The following is a 22737-nucleotide window of genomic DNA, read 5'->3' on the forward strand; positions in this document are numbered from 1 at the left end:
GAAAAAGACGGGTATTGAAAATTACACTTTACGGACAAGAAGCTTTTGCATCAGTTGCTCCAGCAAAGCCACGAAGTCGGGGCGGCAGTGCGAACGCAAGGTATTGAGTGCCTTTTCGGCTTTCCGGTGATATAGCTGCATCTGCTCTTCCACCAAAGCACGCACGCCAATGGCGTCGTATATTTCTTTGACTGCCTTCACCTTTTCGTTGGGGTCGAAATTTTCTGTATTCAGCCAAAAGAACAACTGTTTTTGTTGATGCTCATCGGCGCGCTCCAAAGCCTCAATCAACAGCAAGGTTTTTTTGTTGGCGACAATATCGCCTCCGATGCGTTTGCCGAAGTCCTTCTCGGCATATACGTCCAACAGGTCGTCTTGCAACTGAAAAGCCAAGCCCATATTGACGCCCAGCTCATACAGCCCCTGCTGCTCGGCCAAGCCGGCTCCGCCCACCAAAGCTCCGGCTTGCAGACTGAATCCCAACAGGACGGCCGTCTTAAGGCGTATCATCTTAAGGTATTCTTGGCGGCTGACCGTTGCCCTTTGCTCGAAATCCATGTCATACTGCTGCCCCTCACACACTTGCAGTGCGCAGGTATTGAACAAAGACAACAAACGCACCAGTTCGGCAGTAGGGGTTTGAATCAACTGCTCATATGCTTTGACCAGCATGGCATCGCCCGACAAGATGGCGACACTCTCATTCCAGCGGTGATGCACGGTAGGCTTACCCCGGCGTATGGGGGCTTTATCCATGATGTCATCGTGCATCAGAGTGAAGTTGTGAAACAGCTCTATAGCCAAAGCGGCGGGGGTGGCTTTTTGCCACTGCTCATCGAACAGACCACAGCCTATCAAAGCAAGTACCGGACGAATGCGCTTACCGCCCAATGAAAGAATATAGCGTATGGGTTCATAAAGGTTGGCGGGGGCTTCGGGGTAAGGTATTGCTTCGAGTGATGTTTCAATGTGCTTACGCAAAGAGTCTATCATGCATTCTTCATTTTGCCCTCAATTTAGAAAAAAAGCCCTCAATAGCCAAGCAGGCAAGCGCTGCCACCCAGCACAAGCCAAAAGGCGTGGCAAAGGATTGAGCTGAAGAGCGCCATGCCCTTTTATGTACCGCCTGCCCCTTCTGCCGGCATGGCACTATTCAGCGCCTCCGTTTGTTGATTGATTAGTAAAAAGCAGCCCCATCGTTTTTATCTTCACTAACTGCCTTTTGCCTTCATGAAAAGTTATCAAGACTCCGGAAAAGTCAAGCGTGTTCTTCCCTTTATTTTGGCCACTGCCATCTTTATGCAGATGCTGGACTCCACCATACTCAACACTTCGCTTCCTGCCATTGCGCGCGACCTGAACGAAGCCGTTGTGGATATGCACATGGCCATTGTCAGCTATGTGTTGACGGTGGCTCTGCTGATGCCGGTCAGCGGTTTTCTGGCCGACCGCTATGGCACACGCCGTGTGTTCATAGCAGCATTGGCTTTGTTTGCACTGGGTTCGCTGGCATGCTCCATGGCGCAGAACCTCACACAGCTGGTGCTGGCACGCGTGTTACAAGGCATGGGCGGCAGCTTGATGATACCGGTCGGAAAACTGGCACTTATCAAAGCCTTTCCCAAACACGAATTTCTGCGTGCCATCAATTATGCCATCATTCCCGCTTTAATTGGTCCTATTCTGGGACCACTGGTAGGTGGTTATATGGTTGATTACCTCTCGTGGCATTGGATTTTCCTCATCAACCTGCCCATTGCATTGGGGGGCATCGTACTGAGCCTGTATTACCTGCCCGACTACCGCGCCACCTTTGCCAAGTTCGACTTCAAAGGCTTCCTATTGTTTGGGACTGCCTCTTTTTTGCTCTCCGCTTCGCTGGAACTGCTCAGCAACAGCTTGCGGCTCACGCCCATTTTGCTGACGCTGCTGGTGGGTTTGGCATTGCTTTATGCCTATTACCGGCATGCCCGCCGCCAAGCGTATGCCCTTTTTCCGCTCAATTTGTTTCAGGTACGCACTTTCCGCATCGGTATCCTTGGTGGCTTGGCTACGCGTTTGGGTATCAGCTCGGTGCCTTTGCTCCTGCCGCTGATGATTCAACTGGCTTACAAGCAGTCGGCGGTCGTGTCGGGCTGGATGGTAGCCCCCATGGCACTCACTGCCATGCTTAGCAAGTCGATGGTCGTGCGTGTTCTCAACCGCTGGGGCTATCGTCGTGTGCTGGTGGTCAATACGCTCATCATAGGTTTGCTTATTTGCAGCTTTGCCCTGCCCGGCGCACAAGCCTCCATTTACTGGCATTTGCCTTTGATTGCCTTGCTGGGCTTTTTCAACTCTATTCAGTTCACTTCCATGAACACCATTTCGGTAGCCGACCTGCGCCCCTACCACACAAGCAGTGGCAACTCTTTGGTGTCTGTCAATCAGCAGCTGGCTATAGGCTTTGGGGTGGCTTTCGGCTTGGTGGTGCTCAAAAGCATGGAACAACAAACATGGCTTACCGGCAACGACACGCATGCGGCTTTCCGCTATACTTTCTTGATTATTGGTTGCCTTACCATGTTGTCGGCTTGGGTATTCAGTCAATTACACGAGCGCGACGGGCAAAACCTGAAAACCAGCCCTTCGGGCACTACTGCCTGAGTATCCGGGCATCATTGCGTGAAGTTGTAGCGCAATTGAAAGCCAAAGGCAGTGTCTTTACGTACGAAAGCATTCGACACGCGCGGCGTATTGATAAGGCGCTCGAAATAAACCTGGCAAGTCAAGCGCTGATCCACATTGTAGGTAATGTTGGGGCGCAGCTGGAAATTGCGGTTACCTGCCGTAAATACGTTTTCTTCACCTATGCGCCGCTGTATGGTGCGCGTGTCGCGAATAGCAAAGTCCACTCTGAAAACCACGTCGTTTTTCAGCACGATGCGTTCCCGGTCGCTATTGCGGAAGGGCAGTTTCATGTTGCGGGCTGTGTAGCCCAGCCCTATGATGAAGTCCTCGTTGCGTGATTCGGTCACCTGCGTGTTTGAAAGGTTAAGAATCATTTCGCGCCCTTTGTTGTAATCTACGCGCAGGCTTAGGTTGCTGTTGGTGCGCAGGTTCACACCAATCAAAGGATTGAAACGCTCCGACAAGCGCACGCCATTGAGCACATATACCGGCACATAAAAGCCTTGGTCGTTGAGTGCCGAAGGCAGCAGGTAGTTGTATTCAAACACCTGTGCGCCAATCAGCTCTTCGTCTTGGTAGCGCAAAGAAGAAGTATAGTTGTTGATTTGGTATTCTGCCGTATAGTTGTGCGACAAAGAGATGTTGCTGAACCACTGCTTCAAGAACGACAAGCGGCTCAATCCGTTATAGGTAATGCGCCAGTTGGGCAAAGGCAAGGCCGGAAAAGCCGACAGGTCCACCGACTGGGGCGACTGCCCGCTGTAAGCGGCCATGAAAGCCGGCACCAACACATCCTGCCCGTTCAGGTCATAGCTGCCGGCGTTGGGGTTCAGGCTCTCCAAGCGCTGCCGGACCACCTGCCGGTTGGCTACAAACCGCTCAAAGGTATTGGAAACCAAACCTTTGTCGCTTCTTTCAAAGGCGGTATTGATAAGAATGGTGGACACCGTGTAGCTGCCCGTGCGCACCGGCGACAACGAACGGAAGCTGTTGGTGGCAGGGTCATAGCGGTAAATTTCATTGTAGCCCACCGTACGCGAACGCTTGGCGTCAAGTTGTATTTTAAAATCCCGGAAAGGCTCCAGGTTTGCCTGTGCCGTCAGGTTTTCGGTTACGGTTTGTTGAAAAGGCTGGTTAATCAATAGCCCTGTGGTGTCTTCTTTTTTTACCAGCCAGCCATTTTCGGCAGCGATGCGGCGAATATCCGGGTTTTGGCTGCCCAAAACGAACTCCCAACCGGGGGCTTGCCATGCTTCATCCATGCCCAGGTATTTGGGACGCGGCAAGAAACCGGGCAGGGTCGTCCCTTCTTGTTTCGAGTAGTTCACGTTCACATTGCGCACCATCATGAGCGGCCGCAAAATGGCTTTCAGTATTTCGCGCCCTTTGCCCACGGTGGTGTCTTTTTTCACTTGTGTGCCGGGGCGCCGGGGCTGATTGATTTCATTGAGAATCTTCACTTTGTTGTACAGCTTCAACAGGTCGGCACGTGTGCGCACACTCTGCTCGCGCGCATTCATCACCACGTTGCCCACGCTGTCTTCCAAGCCCAAAGAAGCTGCCTGCCATTGGTAGTTGACCGTATAGGCGGCATCGGCACTTAGCCAATCGGTCAGGGGCAGCTTGTCGAGTGGCAGCTTATAGTTTGCCGATACTGTCTGTTTGAAGTTTTTCATACGCCCCAAACGCTTGATGTTTGCCCACACCGAGTCGCGGTTGGCTTGGGTGTCTATTTCGCCTGCGGGCTCGTCGATGATGGCAAAAGCATCGGCATTATAGTTCAGGTTCAAGCTTTTGGTAATGGCAAACTGCAGGCTGTAGAAGCGATTGAAAGTGTAGTATTTTTCATAAAAGGGGGCAAACTGAAAAGTCGAAAAGTCGGCATCACGGAACTGCGTGCGTGTGAAAGTGCGGTCCAGCTCACCGCGCAAATTGATGGACGTAGGCTGCATGATGAGGTTGAAATCGCGCACCAGACGCAGCCAAGGCGATTGCAACCATGCCACATTCTTGAACGGCTCCCACGGCTTGGGTTGAAAGCTGAAGTTATAGCTCAGGGCATTGCGCCAGCGCTGTTGTTTATACGAAGCGGTAGTCATGTCGCTGCGCTCTATTTCGCTGTAAGCCCAGCTATAGGCGAAATTGGAAATGTCCCACAAATGAGGTTTCGCATCGGGATTGGTTTTCAGCTTGCGCACATTGGTGAAATTGATACTGCGGCGCGTTTCGTTGGTTTCTACCAACTGACGGTACTGGCGCCGCTCGGCGTCGCTGTCGAACTTCTGAACCGAAGCATCAAGCTTCACATCGGGGTCCAGGGGGTCATATTCGGGTGAAATGTTGGTGCGCTGATAGCTCACAAACAGCGGGATGCGCAAGCCGGCTTTGGCAGGGAAAAACTTATCCAAGGCAATGGTTGCCTGCACATCGAAGCTCTTGGTGTTGTTCAAGGTGCGCTGATAAATGCGCTGGTTCAAGCCACCAAAGCCGAAGGTTTCCAGTTTGGCATTGGCAGTAATATTGGCAAAATCAGCCATCTGCACATTGAGGCGCGAAGTAGCCGCCACGCCCTTGGTTTGGTCATAGCCCGTGGCTCTGAACTCATCGAACCACACACACACGGACTTGGCCTGTCCGTCGTCGCCGCTTGCCAACTTGGGGTTTTTGATGCCCAGCATCAAGGTGGTTACCGCACTCAAGTCGGGGTTCCCTACTACCGTGATGCGGTATTTGCCCACTTGACGGGTGTAGGGAATGAAAACGTCTTTGCGGAAGCCACGTTCGTTGTTTCTTGCCACTTTGGTTGCCACCAGTTCATCCAAGGCTATGTCGAGTTCGTTGGCACTCTTCCAAATGAGCTCTTGGCGTGCTTGGCGCGAAGGGGCACTCAACACTTCCTGCAGGGTGGTCAGTTCCAGCGGCACTTCTATTTCATAATAGTTCTGTGTGAAGTCGGTGCCCACACGTATGATGGCTGACACCTCGCCGTCTTGTGTCACGCCCGTCAGGTCGTGGGCGTGAATATACATTTGCAAGCGCTTGTAGAACAAAAAGTTGAAGCTCACATTCTTGAAAGCAGCCCGTGCGTCGCCGTCTTGCAAGTCTTCCACACACAGCTGAATCGATTGTTCGTTCAACTCGCGGTTGTTGATACTGGTTACATCGCGGTCGCGAATGGCGCCGGGCGGCAAATCATAGGGCATGCTTTCGCCGTCGATGGCTGCGTTTTCTTCCAAGTTCACCGTAGAAAGCACGAAAGAGGGGTCGTAGGGCTCGGAAGGCAACTGGTAGCCCTTCTGACTCAGGTCGCCCAAATAACGGCGCCACTGATTGGCTACCAATTGAAACTGCGCCATGCGCAGCACTACCGGCTGCGCAAAGCCGGTCAGATACAAACGTATGAAACGGATGGATTTAAATCCTTCAATATTGCCTACTTTGCCGTCGGGCTCGCGGATGGGAATACGGAACTGATACCACGTGACCTTGTCGCCTTGGGTAATGTCGGGGTCAGACACTTCCACTTTATCCACAATGTAGTTTTTGCCCACTACCAAATCTTGCGGGCGCAGCGAAATACGGTACTCATAATAAGCGTCGAGGTCGTTGAGCGTATTGTCTTGGTTCAGGTCTTCGTTGTCGGGCAGGTTGGTACCGGCAGGCGTAATCAAGCCGCTGCCTGCATTTTCCGGCGAGTTGCCTTCCGTGTTGTTGTAATACTTGTAACGCTCAATGATTTTGGCATTTTTGGCATCCCAGCGGCTGTCGAAATAAAAACGGAAGTTGTCGGCTGAGGGGTCTTCGGCTATCACGGCACGCAAAGCCGGGGGCAAGCTGTTCAAAAAGCCTTGATAAAAATCCGGTTCTTCATCGTTGCGCACGCCGTCTAAGCCCACATCTTGCAGGGCACGTGCGCCCGGCTCATTGCTGAAGGCATTGATAAGGAAAGGCTGGTTGGGCACATAGCCCCAAGTGGTTTGGTCTTTGCTTCCGTCAGTCGTTACGGGCAAGCCGTTTTCAAAGAAATGGCGGCTGTCGGGAATCACGTCTTCACTGATGGTGCCCAGGTTGAAATACAGCTCGCCGCCGGTGGTGTTGTTCGTGCCATTGGTGCCGTCCACAATCACGCGCCCCCGTTCACCGGAAATAAAGGGGTCGAGCAACCAGAATTCGATATACTCTACATTGGCATTGTCGAAGTCCACTTGGTTGGTGATGGCATGGGTGATAGCTCCAAAGTTCTGCGTGGGGTTGGGCAGCTTGCCGTCGGGGGTCAGGTTGGGGTTGAAGTTGTAAGGACCACGCTCATCGGGGAAGAAAGCGAGGTCAAAGGTTGTTTCGTTGGTAACGATGTTGTTGAACTGACGGTTGGGGAAAATCTCCTGCGGCACCACCGGGCGCATATAGTGGTTTTGCAGGTCTTGGTCGCTGATATTCGAAGGGCGCCCGTTGGCACCACTACGGAAGAAGGTGTTGTCTATATTGTACCAAGCCAGCAATGCACGGCGGTAGTTGGCTTTCAGGGGGTCGGGGTTTGCCGGGTCTATGAACTGCGGCGGGGTGGCGCCCAGCTTCCAACGCAAATTGGCGGTGCGCCCCAGGTCAAAGGGGGTACGGGTGCCTTCGAAGTCATCGATATAAGAGACGGCGCCACTGAGACGGGCAGCCCCGGGGCGCAGCTGTGCCACTTCGGCCTGAAAAGTAATGCTCGATTTCTCTTTGGTTTGCACCAGCGGCAAGGCATCGGTAAGGCGGGTCAGGAAGCGGGATTCTTTCTTGAGCGACACGTCGGCGCCTATCATGGTGTTGTTGATGGCTTCTGAGCCCATCGCCACACGGGTCAGAATAGGACGCTCGCGCAGGTTTACAATGGTAGCACCTATGTTCACGTCGCGGTCGAGGGCATAGTCGAAGCGGGCGCCCATGTAGGTGCGGGTCTGCAGGTTAAAGAAGTCGGCTTTTTCGTAATCGATGGTAATTTCTTTGCCCGATGCCAAAATGGCTTCGTTGATGATGGTTACTTGCCCGGTGCTGTAATTCACAATGTAGTCGGTGCCTTCGGTAAGTTGTATGCCGCCGGCTTTCACAATCACCGAGCCTTGCGCCACATTGATGCCGGGCAGGAACACACTGCTGCCCGAGCTGCCTTCATACTGCCCCACCAGAAAGAATTTGTTTTTATTGGCGTAGTTATTTTCGGCGTCGTTGCGGGTGGTTTCATACAGCTCTTCAAAGACATACTTGTCGATGAGTTGGGCTTCTGTGGCCGGGTCGAAGTATTGCTTCAGGTGCTGCCCAAAAGGCTCCAGCACGGGGAAAATAATCAGCCCCTGATTGGTGTTGATGGTGATGCCTTCCACAAAGTCGAAATTACCATCGCCTATGGAATTGCCTTGTGCATCTATTTGCCGGTCGCCGCGCGGGTTCAGCTCGTCCAAGCCCAACAGCTTGAGTAAAGGCACATTCTTGGTTTGAGTGCCTTCGTGCAAGGCGGGGTTGTCGAGGCCGGTCAGGTCATCGCGATAGATGACGCGCAAACGGAAGTTTTCCTGCTTGATTTGCGAAGCATTGAGCGAATAAATGTTCTTCATCATCAGGTCCCAAGTGGGCAGGTCGGTGCGAATAGCCGCCGGGCGCAGCATTTTCAGGAAAATAGCTTCACTTTCGGGGCGGTTCAGGTAGTCATCCGAAAGCTCGCCCACGCGGTAGGTGCGCCCGTTGTAGGTATATTCAAAAGCCACTGCCAACACTTCGTCGTTGCGCAAAGGGGTATTGAGCGTAATATAGCCCAGTTGGGGATGGAAGCTGTATTCGGTAGGCTCCAGCTTGCGTGCCGAACGCAAAACGGTAAAGTCATCGCCATTGCTTAGTCCTTGCGCCTGCAGCGCACCAATGACCTGCTCCACATCTCTATAAACGGCATTGGACGTAAGGTTGGCAAAGAGCTGGTTGGCATCGTTGTTTGCCGGTTGCTGCGGGTTGCCACTGCCTATGAAGGGGTTGCCGCTGCGGTAGGGGCTGCCTTCGCCCAGGTCGGTGAAAGCCACTATATTGCGCAGCCCCGTAGCCGTATTTGCCCGGTTGGTTACATACACTTCTACGCGGGTGATGAGTACGCCCGAATTGATAAGCGGCAAGGTACGCAAAGCCGGCTCATAACGGTTGCGGTGAAAGTGCGAAAGAAAAAAGTGACGGTTTTCGTCGTAATTGCTGGCGCGTATCTCGTACTTACGCACCTGCGCCCCGCCCTGTATGGATATCTGATCTGCCGTAGAGCGCTTTTGCGAAAAGATACCCTGCACACGCAAGCGCCCGAATTGCAATTCGGTTTTTACACCGAACAGGCTCTGGCTGCCTTGAATCAATGAGGTAGGCAGGGCAAAATTGACATTACCAAACTCTATCTTGCGAATGATTTCTTCGGGGTATCCGGTGTATTCTACTTTGAAGTTGTTTTCGAAATCGAAGCTGGCTTGTGTGTTGAAGTTGGTCGTAATGCGCAATTTGTCGCCCACTTGCCCGGTCAGGTTCAAGTTGGCTTGCGGGTCGAAGTCAAAGGTGCCGGTGCGCTGGCGTGCCGCCGGAATAGCCGGGTTGGCAATACGCTGCGAGCGGTAGGCAAAATCCAAGTTCACATAGCCGGTGGGGCGAAATTCTATGTAATCACCGCCAAAGATTCGCCCGAACAAACGGTTGGTAACCGGAATACGGGGGCGAAAACCTTTGGCGGTCGTTGTGGTGGACTCTTCGCTTACGCCGGCGCCTTCGCTCCGCCAAAAGTCTTCTGCTGCCCGCCGCTCTTCTATGCGGAAGAGGGTGTCGTAAGGCAAGAGGGTGGGATAACGGTAAGGCACATTGCCAATGCGTTCATCTATGTAGAAATAGCGCAAGCTGGTATCGAGGCGCACTTCGCGCTGCAGGGCAGAGGGCTGCAGGTCAAACAACGAGCGGCTGGGGCGGTAAGAAAAAGGGTCTGCCCAGCGATAGCGCGGACGAAAAGCGGGAAAACGCTCCGGCTTGTACTTCTTCAATGTGTCGAGGGTGTCTTTGGGCAGCACCACTGCGGGGGTTAGTGCCGCATCAGGCATGCGCTCCTGCGGCACAAATGTTTTTTGCTGCAACGCCAAAGCGGTAATACCAAACCAAAGAATCAGAGATAAAGTTATATTTCCGAGCGTCAAGGCTGTTTCTTTTTTGACTTTATTTCACTACCTGTTTTTTATCAAAAACGACACCGCAGCTACACGTTGAGTGCCCGTTTTATCAGTTCTTCCAAGGCTACTTCTTCGCCCTTCAGGTTTTTGAGCACCGAACGCACATTCTTCTCGGCAGTGGCTTTGGGCAAGCCCAGCACCACCAAGGCCTGCACGGCTTCTTCCTGCAAGCGGTAGTAAGGCTGTGCGTGTGCATCGTCCAAAACAGCTTCCGGCATTTGCTTGCGCACTTTGTCTTTCAGCTCTACCACTGCCCGCATGGCTGTCTTTTCGCCTATCCCTTTGATGGCTTTCAGACGCTTCACGTCTTCCTGCGCAATGGCTGTTGTCAGCTCTTGCGGGTTCATTGCCGAAAGCATCATCAAAGCGGTATTGGCACCGATACCCGACACACTCATAAGCATCAAAAAAAGCTCTTTTTCCACCACCGAGGCAAAACCATACAAGCTATGAGCGTTTTCTTGTACGTGAAAATGCACGTATAGTTGCTGTTCTTCGCCCTTTTTGGCACTTATCTGTGCATAAGTGTGCAATGATATTTTGATAAAATAGCCGACGCCCTGCACATCAAGCACTACATGAGTAGGCTCTTTCTGAACTAAAACACCGCGTATATAGGCAAACATAAAATATTGTTTTGAGAGCAAACACAAATAACTTGAATTATTCTAACATTCAAGCATTTTCGCAAGCTCCAAATCTAAGGACAATGCAAGAGAAAAACAAAAAACACGGCTTCACATATTGTCCGTAGGGCGCCTGCGACGCATCTGCCATTGTTCCAGCCATAGCATACTTCTTTCCAGCAAGCGCACATAAAGTGCCCAGTAAAGCAGCAGACTCATCAACCATATGACCAGCAGATTGACATAAAAGGTATCCCATGCCCTGCCCCACTGCCATTTGTTGGGGGCAAAAAAGTGCGAAAAGAAGCCTTCGCCATCCAAATAAGCCAAATATACATTGGGGCGGAAACCTTCGGTGGTCAGGCGCACAAAGTTGCCCATGTCGATATTGTTCACAAAACGCTCTACCGCTTCGTTGTGTGTTTGCAGGTGCAGGGCTTGATAGGCTTGCTTGGCAGAGTCGGTACGGCTTTGCTGCCCGGTCCAACGGCGCAGACTCAAACGCGCCAGCTCGCCCCGCTCCATGTAATAGGCACGCAGGTGGCGCAAGAGGGAATCAAGCATGGGGGTGATGGCAGACAAACGCTCTACCCCGCTCTCTTTCAACATGTTGACCACAGGCACATAGCGGGGGTGCTGCCGCAGGAAATGATCGTTTTCGATGGTTTTACCAATCATCGATGCCCAATAAGCCGGACGCTGCCCCATGGCTATGGAATCATGGGCTGCCCGCAGACGCTCATATAAGAAGATGGCTTTGTACTCACTTTCGGCAATTTGTTTCTTCCATTCATATTGCGGACGCATAAAGCTGTTGTCGCGAAACTGCTCAAGCATCAGGGCTTCAAAAGCCCAACGGGATGCCATCCAATGGCTGATGGCGGGAATATGGGTGGTAGTATGTGCCACCAAAGAGGGGTTCATGCGGTCGAAACGCACCACCACACCGCCCAATATCAGTTGAGGAATAAGCAAAACGGGAATGGCTATGTAAATCACCGCCGACTTCTTGAAAGCAGAAGACAGGTTCAGTGCCAACAGGTTGGCAAAGCAAGCCGTCGAAAACAGCACCAGCCAATACTCATCGAACAAAGCCCATTCGATGCGCATGGTCAGGTTGCCTACCAAGACCAGCAGGGTGGTTTGCACAGCCGACATAGCGAACAGCACGGCTGTTTTTGCCAGCAGATAACTATGACGGTTCAGCGCCAAAAAACGCTCGCGAAACAAAATGCGCCTGTCTTTGAGTATTTCTTCCGCCCCGATGGTCATGCCCATGAACAACGCAATAATGACCGCCACAAAGATATAAGCCGGTAAGTTGCTGTTGTGATACAGTGTGTAATGGCTATGCCCTTCTTCCAAAGGATAATAGCGGTTGATATAAGCCAGCAGAAAAGCCAAAGCAGGCGCCTGAAGCAGCGCAAGGGTAATGTAGGAAGGCGAGCTTAGTTTGATGCGTGCATCGCGCAGCGCAAACAAAAACCACTGCTTCAGGAATGAAGGGCGCACCAGGTGGCTCTCAAGAGGCTTTAAGACACCTTCGTCTTCCTCCGTGGTGTTGTTTTCTTCGAGGTACTTCTGAAAAAGCGCATGCCACTGCCGGGGGGTGCGCTTGCGCCTGTTGGTAAAACGTCCATATTCATCAACCACCCGCATTTCGATGATGTCGAAAATCTGCTCTACGTCGATATTGCCACATTCATGGCATTCGATATGCTCGCTGTTGACCTGATTGGCTGCTTTCTTAAAATAAATCAAGGCATCGGCCGGCTTGCCCGAATAAATCAAATAGCCGCCCAAGTCAAGGATATAGAGGCTGTCGAGCATCTTGAATATATCGGACGAAGGCTGATGCAGGACCGTAATCACCAGCTTGCCTTTCAGTGCCAATTCTTTGAGCAGGTCCATCACGTTTTCCGAATCGCGCGACGAGAGCCCCGAGGTGGGTTCATCTACAAAAAGCACGGAAGGCTCACGCAACAGCTCCAAGGCTATGTTCAGGCGCTTGCGCTGCCCCCCACTCAATATGCGGTCTATTTCATTGCCCACAGCCAGGTGGCGCACTTCGTACAAGCCCAAGTCTTGCAGCGTCTTTTCCACTTTTTGTTTGATGTCTTCTTCCGGCAGGTTGCCAAAACACAAACGGGCAGCATAATAAAGGTTTTCGTACACCGTCAGCTCTTCAATGAGCAGGTCTTGTTGTGGCACGAAACCAACGATGCCCGCCATCTCTTCGGCATGCACGTCCACGCCATTGATGGTGACCGTTCCTTTCGAAGGCTTTTTGATTCCTGCCAGCAGTTCAATCAAGGTAGATTTGCCGCTGCCACTTGCCCCCATGATGCCCACCAGGTTGCCCCCGTATTCTTTCATGGACAAAGGCTTGACGGCATCCACGCCCGACGGAAAACGGTAGCTGATATTGCGGGCATGCAAAACAATGGGTTGGCGGTGCTGCTCTTTCAAAAAGAAACGCACCACGTCGCTATAATAGATGGGCTCAATGCGCCCCCCGCGTATGCTGCTGCCCGGTGGCAAGGGGTAAATATGCAGCGGGTGCATGAGCACGCCGTTCAGGTAATACTCCTTGTCGCCAATGTATTTCACAAAATAAGACTCCACGCTGGGCACCCGCAAAATCAAGATTGCGCCCTGCAGCTGTGGCACTGCCATGGCATGCTCAAAGACAAGCGGCGGCAGCGGTGGTGCTTGCAGGCACAATAAAAGTGGTTCTTGCAAGTGGGGCAAAGGGCTTTCCTCCATCACAAAGCGCTTGATGGCCTGATATTCACCGGGTTCTATATTAAACACCGTAGCCACTGTATCCACGAAGTCTTCCTCCTGCGGGCTGATGCGATGATCTACATTCACCAGTTCAAGCAGGCGAATCAATACAATGACCTTCTGCTGTTGGGTAAGCTCTTTGATGATTTGCGTAGTCAAACGCAACATGCGCGACGAAAGGCGCACCGGCGTAAGCTTCACTCCTTCTTCATAGACATTGGATGTCCGCTGAGTGGCATATTGTTCAAATATCTCGAAGTACTTGGGCACGTCTTGTTGGTTCAGCTGTTGATTCAAGAAATCATACACCAACTCGCGCTCAACTTCGGTCACACCGTCCAGGCGGGCAGTGATGCCGAACAGTTGCATCAAAGCTTTCAGTACTTCTTCACTCATAAAGACAAGATTTGTTTCTCAAGATAATGTCCACACAAAGAAAAACCAAGCTTCAGCAGCCCGGTAAGGTATATAAACAAAACAACCACCCTGCTGTTTGGGCGGGTGGTTGTCAGATACTCCATTTTTTATCGCTTAGGGCTTTACAATCATCTCGCGTATTTTGCTTATCTGCTTATAGATGGCTTCGAAGGTAGCTTTGTCTATTTTCACCTCCTTCACGCTGTTAATCACCACCTCTTCGGTCAGTTGTTCTATGTTCTGCACCTCGGCTATGTCCACGATGGCTTCTTCTTCGCTGCTTGCTTCCACCACTTCCACCGGGGCATAGAGTTCAAGCAGCTTTTTCAGCTCGGCAGTGATGGCTTTTACCTCCTCCACGTCGTCGATTTTCTCGAGCATGGCAATGATGTTTTCCAAAGAGCTTTTTTGCGCGCCAATGCGATAAATCAGAGGACGGTATTTTTCGTTTTCGAAGTAAGCGGGCAAAGAAGTCAAGATGTTGCCACCGCCATAAAGCCCTTCAATCCAAGCGCCCGTAACGATAAGAGCGGCCAAGTCGGTTTTTTCGTTTTCGCGCAAGTACTCATCAATGGAATAGTAAGCCTCGCGCGTGATGGTCAGCAGCGAGTCACGGTTGCTCAGGTTGGCTTCAAAACGTTTGAGGTAGGTGTTGGTTTCTTCGTTCAGTATGTTGAGCTGGTCCGAAAGCTGCTTGGCTGTTTTCAGGTATTGCAGGGCTGCTTCGCTTTTCATGTAAATAGACTGATACCCTAAATCGGACAGATAAACGCCCAAGTTCAAAGCAGCCTTTTCAGGACGGCCCAGGTATTGATTCACCCGGTCAATGGGGTTGAGCCAAGTGGCTTGGTATGCCAAGTCGGCATGATTGATATAAGAAACGAAATCTACGGGCGAAGGAAAGTGCGCCGTTACTTTTTGAATATCTTCAACCGTCACGCTGTCTTCGGCTGTTTGTTCAACAGCTACGGTATCGGCTTCTTCCACCTTGCCTTCCTCCTGATTGCTTTGGCAGGCAAACATAGAGGCCATAGAAACTCCCAATAAAAGTATTTTCCACTGACGATTCATATTTTTTTCATTTTTTGAACCCGGTACAATAATTACAAGCAATATAAGAAAATAGTTGTTTCCTTGAATGAATTTAAGAAAAATATTCGACCGTGCACACGCGGCATCAATCGCAATCCCACTCGAAAAGCTCCTCTTCCCGCATCAAGGTCTCAAAAAACACTTGCCCGTCAAGGTCTTTCCATGCAATGCGCCACCGTGTTTCCTGCGCATCGGTTGCCTGTTCACTCCGAAGCACCCACTTGCCTTGCACACAATAGGGCTGTACGTAATCTTCCGCACAAGCCATCCATGAGCCATCTTTCCATATCCGGATTTGTTTGCCTTGATACAATAACAGCAGTCGCGAGTTTTCGCAATCGAAGCTTTCCACTCTGCTACCTTCCCAAAATACCTGCCCGCTCAACGGATTGACAAGCTGCCATTGCAAGCCTGCCTTCACCAGAAACAAGCTGTCATGAACAGCCTCTATGCGTTCATAACGAAAAGGCAGCAGTTTTTTGCCTTCGGCATCTATGAGCCCCCAATTGCCTTGAAGGCGCGCACGCCAATAGCGCCCCTCGGGGTGAAGCAAAGCTTCAAATTGTGGTTCTATAAGCACCTGCCCGGGCACAAACACCCCAAAACGCCCCCGTTTCATCAAGGGAATGGTGCCTTCAATCAAATCGCCGATGCCTTCGTATTCGATGGGCAAAACCACCTGACCGCTGGTATCTACCAAGCCCACACGCCGCTTGACATGCACTTTTATAAGGTAGTTGTCCAACATATATGCAGCCTCATAACGGAAAGGCAGGCGCTCTTGTCCGTAGCGGTCAATTACACCTATTTTATCGCGCCGGTCGCGCATTTGTATAAAATAGCGGCCGGCATCATGGGAAGTGCGCAGCAGCTGAAAGTCATGGTAGTCGCTTCTGTCTTGCCATGCCCTGTTTTCGAGCAAAAGCATTGTTTTTTTGCCTGCCTGCACAAGCACCGCCGAGCCTAAGAAGTAGGCAGTATCGGCAGGCTGGCGGAAAAGAGCTTGCCCCAGATAGTCGTAAATATGCCACAGGCTGTCGCGGCGTGCCACGATATAGTGCGTACCTGCCCGGGCATAGTGGAAGGTGTCGGCCACCAAAGGGCGCCCGCTCATGCGCAACAAACACACGCCCCGGCCGGTGTGCACTATCCAAGTGTTTTTCTTCAAATCTACTTCCTTGTAAGTCACATCTAAAGCCACCTGCAACGAGGCATCGAGTGCCCCATAGGCATCTCCTGCCCTCACCTTTAAGTGATGGGCTTCCAGTGGTGCCACTTCGTCGAAAATGGCCAGGGGGTAATACACCTCGCCTTGCTGCAGGCTTTCCAGTTGCTGCAGCGGCAGCAATTCTGCGCTGCCGGCCTTATGCAATACCAGCAGCGCCTCCTCTCTCCAAAGCTCTATTTTGTCGTATTCGAAAGGAAGCAACACACGCCCGTACACATCGAGCAGCCCCCAGACGCCCCCCCTACGGGCAAGAAAAGTATGATTGACAAAAGGCTCCAAGCGCTCATAAACGGCATCAATCAACCACATGCCGGTAACATGCACCAAGCCTTCACCGGCAGCCGTAGCCACCCACGCCAAGCCATCGCCGAGCCACTCCAAGTCTTCAAACAAAGCCCCGAAAAGCTTCTTGCCGCGCCTGTCGTAAATGCCCAAGCGCCCGTGCCGGTCTTCCACGACAATGAAGTCGTCGGTGATGGGCGCGCAACCGTATTCTTTCCACAGTCGTTCCAAATGGGGCGGAATCAATATGTTGCCATCGGGCCCGGCCACGCCCCACCATCCATCCTGAAAATAAGGAAACAACCACTGCTTGCGCAAGGGGGCGTATTCTTTCCAATAGAGCACTTCCGGCTCGTGGGCATAAGCTGCAAGCGGCGCCCACCGGTCGTGAAACATGGCCAGGCAGGCAGCCAATTGCAGCGCATGACGCCGCATGGAACTTTGCGGGTAGTTCTCCAGAAAGTGCAGGAAATCTTCCGGGCGGAAGGTGGCCGTACTCAAATAAAAGATGCGCCGTTCGGCTTCGTCCCGGGCATAGGAATCGGGAAAGCGTGCCAAAAAGTCGAGATAATCCTGCAACTTGCCTTCACTGGTCCATTCTTCGAAAAGCAGCATATCGCGGCGGCGGCGGGCTTGTTCTACCTGTGGCGCTCCCGGGTAGCGCGCAATGAACTCTTCGTAGGCATCGTAGGTGTCGGCGGCTTGGGCTTGCGCAAAAGCAAGGCTGTCGCGCCAAGTGATGGCTTCCACCTTGTAAGGCGAATGGGCGTGCTCCTGCAGGTAGTGCTCCACAGCCTGCAGGTCGCTGCCAGCTTTGATTTGATCAAGCAAACGCCGGTCGAGATAATCACGGTAGCGATACAAAGAATCGAAAGAAGTCAAGCGGGCTATCTTCAGCCAGCGGCTTTGCTCACGCGCACTGCCTTCCTGCCATGCCTGCACCGCCCGGTCGAGCAAAAAATGGGCTTCTTCATAGTTATGATGGGGCAGGGAATCGATGCCCCGGTAGCATGCCCACAACCAAAAACGCAAAGGGTGCCGGGTGTGCCGCTTGGCAGCGCGCTGCAAAACCGCCTCCAGCTGCTCATAGTCGCCTTTTGCCAAAGCACGAACTCCTTTTTTAAAAACAGACTGCCCGCCAGCTGTCTGTATATTGAGAAAAAAGACACTGCTTATCAATAACAAAGTAAAAATTCTACTCATGGCATTTTCAAAAAATAAGATGGCAAGTATATGAATTTAGCGATTTCTTGCGTTTTCTTTCAGGGTAAAAATACAAAAACAAATGTTCGAATCGTTTTTTAAGTTGGGCTTGCGCCACATTACCGACTTCAATGGTTTCGACCACATGCTTTTTCTGGCTGCTTTGTGTGCCACCTACACCTTAGCCCGCTGGCGCGAAGTGCTCATTTTGGTTACCGCCTTCACCATTGGGCATTCGGTCACTTTGGCGCTGGCTACCTTCAACGTATTCAGTCTGCCGGGGGCATGGGTCGAGTTTCTCATTCCGCTGACCATCGCGCTGACCTGTGTGCTGAACCTGTGGGCACTGCCGCGGCTTTCGCAGCGAAACAGCGCCCCTGCCATGCGCTATGCCGGTGCGCTCTTTTTTGGTTTCATCCACGGCATGGGCTTTTCCAATTATTTGCGTTCGTTGCTGCTGCAGTCGCAGTCTATTTTTCAACCATTGTTAGCATTTAATTTGGGACTGGAAGCCGGACAGTTGCTCATCGTTTTGTGTATCTTAATCATTGGCAGTATCTTTGTTTGCTGGCGCAGCCCGCGCGACTGGGCCGCCCTGCTTACCGGCAGTGCCCTGGTGCCTGCCTTGTGGATGCTCATTCAACGCATACCTGTCTGATAGTCGTTTATTTTATGTTTCATTCAAAACAAACTCATTTATGTTAAAGAAAATCCGCTATACGCTTGGTTTGCTGCTCCTGTGGGGGGTGAGCATGCAGGCGTACGCACAACAGCAAAAGCCCGAATACCGCAAGTACCCCGCCACCAAATTCGAGCAGCTGGACGAACTGCTGCCCACACCCAATGTGTACCGCGCAGCCGACGGCTCGCCCGGGCACGAATACTGGCAGCAGCGTGCCGACTACAAAATTCAGGTGAGCCTGAACGACGAAACCCAAACGCTCAAAGGCAGCGAAACCATCACCTATTACAACCATTCGCCCAATGCCATCAGCTACTTGTGGGTGCAGCTCGACCAAAACCGCTTCCACAAAGAGTCGAACACCTACAAAAGCATGACCTTTGAAATGGACGACAACCCCTCCTACCAAACCATGATGTGGTGGGCGGGCGTCAATTCCGAACACGGCTATAAAATCAGCAATGTGCGCGATGCCAACGGCAAGCCCCTGCCCTACACCATCGTGGGCACCATGATGCGCATTGACCTACCCCAACCCATTGCCCCCAAAGGCGGCACCTTTACCTTCTCGCTCGATTGGGAACACAAAATCATCGATGCCAACAAAATGGGCGGACGCGGCGGCTATGAGTACTTCCCCGAAGACGGCAACTACCTCTACGAAATTGCGCAGTGGTTCCCCCGCATGTGCGTGTATGACGACGTGAACGGCTGGCAAAACAAACAATTCTTGGGACGCGGCGAGTTTGCCCTTCCGTTCGGCAACTACGAAGTGGCCATCACCGTGCCCGCCGACCATATTGTGGCAGCCACCGGCGAGCTGCAAAATGCCAAAGAAGTATTGAGCAAAACGCAGCTCAAGCGGCTGGAAGAAGCCAAGAAATCCGATAAGCCCGTTTTGATAGTAACAGAAGAAGAAGCCCGCGAAAATGAAAAGTCGCGTGCCAAAAACACCAAAACGTGGGTGTTCAAAGCTGAAAACGTACGTGACTTCGCCTGGGCAAGCTCGCGCAAGTTTATCTGGGACGCCATGCAGGTCGATGTGAACGGGCGCAAAGTGTGGGCTATGTCCTTTTACCCCAAAGAAGGCAACCCGCTGTGGGGCGAAAAATCGACCAACGTGGTGGCGCTTACACTCAAAACCTATTCGCGCTATACTTTTGACTACCCCTACCCCGTCGCCATCTCGGTGCATGGTCCCGTGTTTGGCATGGAATACCCCATGATTTGCTTCAACGGCGGGCGCCCCAACCCGGACGGCAGCGTGCCCGACCGCACCAAATACGCCATGATTTCGGTTATCATTCACGAAGTGGGGCACAACTTCTTCCCCATGATTGTGAACTCCGACGAACGCCAATGGACCTGGATGGACGAAGGCTTCAACTCTTTCTTGCAATACCTCACCGAACAGGAAGTACCCAAGCAGGCTTGGGCAAAAGATGTGGTATCGCCTTATCCTTCGCGGCGCGGACCTGCCAAAAACATCGTGCCCTATATGAAGAGCGCCCCCGACCAAATGGTGCCCATCATGACCAACTCGGAACAAATCCTTCAGTTTGGCAACAACGCCTACGGCAAACCGGCTACCGCCCTGAATATCTTGCGTGAAACCATCTTGGGGCATGAGCTCTTCGACTACGCCTTCAAGACCTATGCCCAACGCTGGAAATTCAAGCACCCGCAGCCGGCTGACTTCTTCCGTACCATGGAAGATGCCTCAGGTGTGGATTTGGATTGGTTCTGGCGCGGTTGGTTCTACAGCACCGAGCCTTGCGACATAGCCATTGCCTCGGTGGTGCACTATACTGCCCAAAAAGAAAACGACAAGAGCCCCTTCGAAACAAAGGTGTTTCCTAAAGAGAAATACCAACAGATGATGGAACGAATAGAAGCCACTTCGGGCATTCGTTTTACCGAAGCCGAAAAGCGCATCTATAAGGACGAAAACCTGCATTTCTACAGCGTGAAATTCAAAAACGAAGGGGGCTTGATTATGCCCGTGATTGTGGAATTGAAATTTGCCGACGGCACTTCGCGCATCGAACGCCTGCCTGCCGAAATCTGGCGCTACAACGACCAAGAAATATCGAAGGTGTTTGTAAGCGACAAACCGGTGGTGGCCATCGTGCTTGACCCGAACGAAGAAACCGCCGATATCGACACCACGGACAACGTCTTTCCGCGTGAAGAGAAAGCCGAAGGTTCGAAGTTCGATGAGTTCAAGCAGGGCAAGTAAGAAGTAATTACCCTTCTCTAAGCAAAAAAGGCATGTCGCAAGACATGCCTTTTTTTATGGACGCCTGTGTGCACCGCCCTTTTTCCGGGGGAATGCTCCCTCAATGCCGCCGGCCTGCTTGCTTTCTTTTGTCCTTGCTCCTTGTCTTTTTGTCCTCCTTTGTCATTTCAAGCATCTCCTCCCCTTTGTCATTTCGAGCGATAGCGAGAAATCTATTTCCTTCTTGCCGTTTGTTTTGTTTGAGATCTCTCACTTGCTGCGCGCGCTCGAGATGACAGGTTGTGTTCGTGTAATCACCTTCTGTACTTTGTTTATCGAGCCTCTCCCCCTTCAAACCTTGAGCATCTCTCCTTGCCTTTTCGCCCCCTCTTGCCATCTCGAGCCCCCTCCTTTGTCTTTTCGAGCGTAGCGAGAAATCTCCTTCCCTTTGGTTACTTGGTGGGCTTGAGATCTCTCACTCGCTCTCGCTGCGCTTCGTTCGAGATGACAGGCTGTGCTTGTGCCGGGTGATAAGCACCGGACAACAAAACAAAAAAGGCAAGACACAATGCCTTGCCCCGTCGTAATCTTTCTTTTAATGGTAGATGCGCTGTGGGTCAAACTCCTTGCGCCCCACTATCTCTGCATAAGGCTCTGCTTTGCCCAACACATACGTGCTCTTTTTCTCCTGTTTAGCGCTATACTTAATGCTGATAGCAGCCACCTCCCTGCCCAGCATCGCCACTTTACAATCTTTTCCGCTGTATTCTCTCATAGTCATCAGTTATTTGTAGGGTTCTCAATAACAATGTTGGTTTCTATGGTACGGGCAACTCCTAAGGGGTAAACCGTCAAGTTTACAACTATTTTGCCGGTGGCCAAGATGTTTTGTTCGGGGTCTATGCGCACACTCACCCCCGATATCTCGCGTTCACGGCCGGGATCAGCGGGCGTCACCATCTCCTGCACAATGGCGCGCTCCAGTTCGTTTTGCAGGGTCTTCACCACAATGGGGCTCAGCCGGCCGGTCGAAGGGGCTATTTCAAACCCATCTTTCAGACGCGAAACATACGTAGCCGCCGCAATCTTAGCAGCTTTGTTGCGCACACGCACCGACGATATATACGCATCAGAGCTGTAAGAAGACGTACAGATAGGGTCATCAGACCAGAAAAAACCGGACTGCCCGGGGTACTTGTCAAGAAAGATATACCCTTTGTCGTGGATGATGTCGAAATCATCATCGCTGAAGCTACCGCGCAGAAGCGCCTGCCCGCCCGACAGCTCCGGGCGCTGCACGCCAAATACGCGTCCGTTACGGATTCTGCCCACGTTGCGCCCCACATGCACTTTTGACAAACTGCCCAAAAATAGCCCTATAGCCGCGTAGTTGGGGTCTATGCTTGACAATGCGCTTGCCCGCAGGCGGTCACGCCCAATCACTACCGCACAGCTGCCCGCCTCCAAAGCACGCAGGTCCGCCGCTGCCGCTGCCGTACCGCTGAATTTACGCCCCTCAAAAATGAATACGACCGGGCGCAGCTTCGCAAACTCCTGCATGGCAAAGCTATGCGCCATGGGTATGGCAGAAAGCAGGTCGTCACTCAATGAGCCGCTGTGGTTTTCCACCGCCGGGCGTAAGCAAAAGCCCACGATGCTGATGTGCCCGTTTTGCGACGACAAGTAGTTCGAAAGGGTTGTGTAGCCGGCACTGCCGGGCGTAAACAAAGAGTTGTAGGTAGCCGCTTCCGGCAAGCGAAGCAAATGGATTTCTCCGTTGGGGTTTTCGCTATAGAAATCACGTATATGCTCATAGAGCAAATAGCCGTACGTGGCGTCGGCACTCTCGCTTAAGCCGGCGTCCTGTGCCTGCTTTAGCGAAGTGAACACCTGTTCCGAATAGCTGTAAGCCGCCGGGGCATTGTGTACCAGCAGACATACGCCGTCTTGGGTACCGGCTGTGGGGCTGCTGCTTGCTTGAGTTTTAGGTCTCATACGTCTATTGAAATTTCGTCTATGATGCTTCTTTCGGTGGGTTGTTGAAAGGTATAGCTCGTTTCAAGTTCTATCTCAAACAACAGATAATGCCCTTCTATGCTTTGGCGCATTGAGCGTAGCAGGGACGACGAAAAACCCACCACCCGCAGGCGGGCAAGCCGTTGTTCTATTTCTCGCATAGCGGGAAATCCCTTTTTAGTTCCCGTGGCTTGGTGGGCTTGAGACCTCTCACTTGCTGCGCGCGCTCGAGATGACAGGTTGTGTTCGTGTAATCACCTTCTGTACTTTGTTTATCGAGCCTCTCCCCCTTCAAACCTTGA

General features: G+C 52.1%; 12 protein-coding genes. 3 read left to right on the forward strand and 9 right to left on the reverse strand.

What is annotated here, in order from left to right; all coding sequences use genetic code 11:
• Positions 1–21 precede the first annotated feature (21 nt).
• Entirely contained in the window at positions 22–993 is a 972-nt protein-coding gene (locus tag K384_RS10445; protein WP_038032092.1) for a polyprenyl synthetase family protein, read from the reverse strand.
• Positions 994–1230: 237 nt separating this feature from the next.
• On the opposite strand from K384_RS10445, the gene K384_RS10450 reads away from it, so the two are divergent.
• Complete coding sequence (locus tag K384_RS10450; protein ID WP_038032093.1) at positions 1231–2646, forward strand: MFS transporter; 1416 nt, start codon at positions 1231–1233, stop codon at positions 2644–2646.
• Positions 2647–2657: 11 nt separating this feature from the next.
• On the opposite strand, the gene sov is transcribed toward K384_RS10450, so the two are convergent.
• The 5 genes from sov to K384_RS10475 form a co-directional block, all read right to left on the reverse strand.
• Positions 2658–9851, reverse strand: a complete 7194-nt coding sequence (sov, locus tag K384_RS10455) for a T9SS outer membrane translocon Sov/SprA (RefSeq protein ID WP_051633326.1) — start codon at positions 9849–9851, stop codon at positions 2658–2660.
• Between the two features lie 59 nt (positions 9852–9910).
• On the reverse strand, positions 9911–10510 hold the full coding sequence (ruvA, locus tag K384_RS10460; RefSeq protein ID WP_038032094.1) for a Holliday junction branch migration protein RuvA: 600 nt from the start codon (positions 10508–10510) through the stop codon (positions 9911–9913).
• A gap of 111 nt (positions 10511–10621) precedes the next feature.
• On the reverse strand, positions 10622–13693 hold the full coding sequence (locus tag K384_RS10465) for an ATP-binding cassette domain-containing protein (protein ID WP_038032095.1): 3072 nt from the start codon (positions 13691–13693) through the stop codon (positions 10622–10624).
• Between the two features lie 135 nt (positions 13694–13828).
• Positions 13829–14785, reverse strand: coding sequence for a hypothetical protein (locus K384_RS10470; protein WP_038032096.1), 957 nt, complete (start codon positions 14783–14785; stop codon positions 13829–13831).
• A gap of 106 nt (positions 14786–14891) precedes the next feature.
• A complete protein-coding gene (locus K384_RS10475) occupies positions 14892–17519 on the reverse strand; it encodes a WG repeat-containing protein (protein WP_084147203.1) in 2628 nt (875 codons plus the stop codon).
• Between the two features lie 82 nt (positions 17520–17601).
• On the opposite strand from K384_RS10475, the gene K384_RS10480 reads away from it, so the two are divergent.
• Entirely contained in the window at positions 17602–18177 is a 576-nt protein-coding gene (locus K384_RS10480; RefSeq protein ID WP_038032099.1) for a HupE/UreJ family protein, read from the forward strand.
• A 40-nt stretch (positions 18178–18217) separates the two neighbouring features.
• Complete coding sequence (locus K384_RS10485; protein WP_038032100.1) at positions 18218–20440, forward strand: M1 family metallopeptidase; 2223 nt, start codon at positions 18218–18220, stop codon at positions 20438–20440.
• A gap of 574 nt (positions 20441–21014) precedes the next feature.
• Here K384_RS10485 and K384_RS10495 read toward each other — a convergent pair.
• From K384_RS10495 to K384_RS10505, 3 genes are read right to left on the reverse strand one after another with little or no spacing between them, the layout of a single operon-like run.
• On the reverse strand, positions 21015–21194 hold the full coding sequence (locus K384_RS10495) for a hypothetical protein (protein WP_157630132.1): 180 nt from the start codon (positions 21192–21194) through the stop codon (positions 21015–21017).
• Positions 21195–21199: 5 nt separating this feature from the next.
• Positions 21200–22414: a DUF2586 family protein gene (locus K384_RS10500; protein ID WP_038032106.1), complete on the reverse strand. Its 1215-nt coding sequence runs from the start codon at positions 22412–22414 to the stop codon at positions 21200–21202.
• Entirely contained in the window at positions 22411–22596 is a 186-nt protein-coding gene (locus tag K384_RS10505) for a hypothetical protein (protein ID WP_038032108.1), read from the reverse strand. The genes K384_RS10500 and K384_RS10505 overlap by 4 nt, the downstream gene beginning before the upstream one ends.
• Positions 22597–22737: the final 141 nt, after the last annotated feature.

It is taken from the genome of Thermonema rossianum DSM 10300, assembly GCF_000426825.1.
GTDB lineage: Bacteria > Bacteroidota > Bacteroidia > Cytophagales > Thermonemataceae > Thermonema > Thermonema rossianum.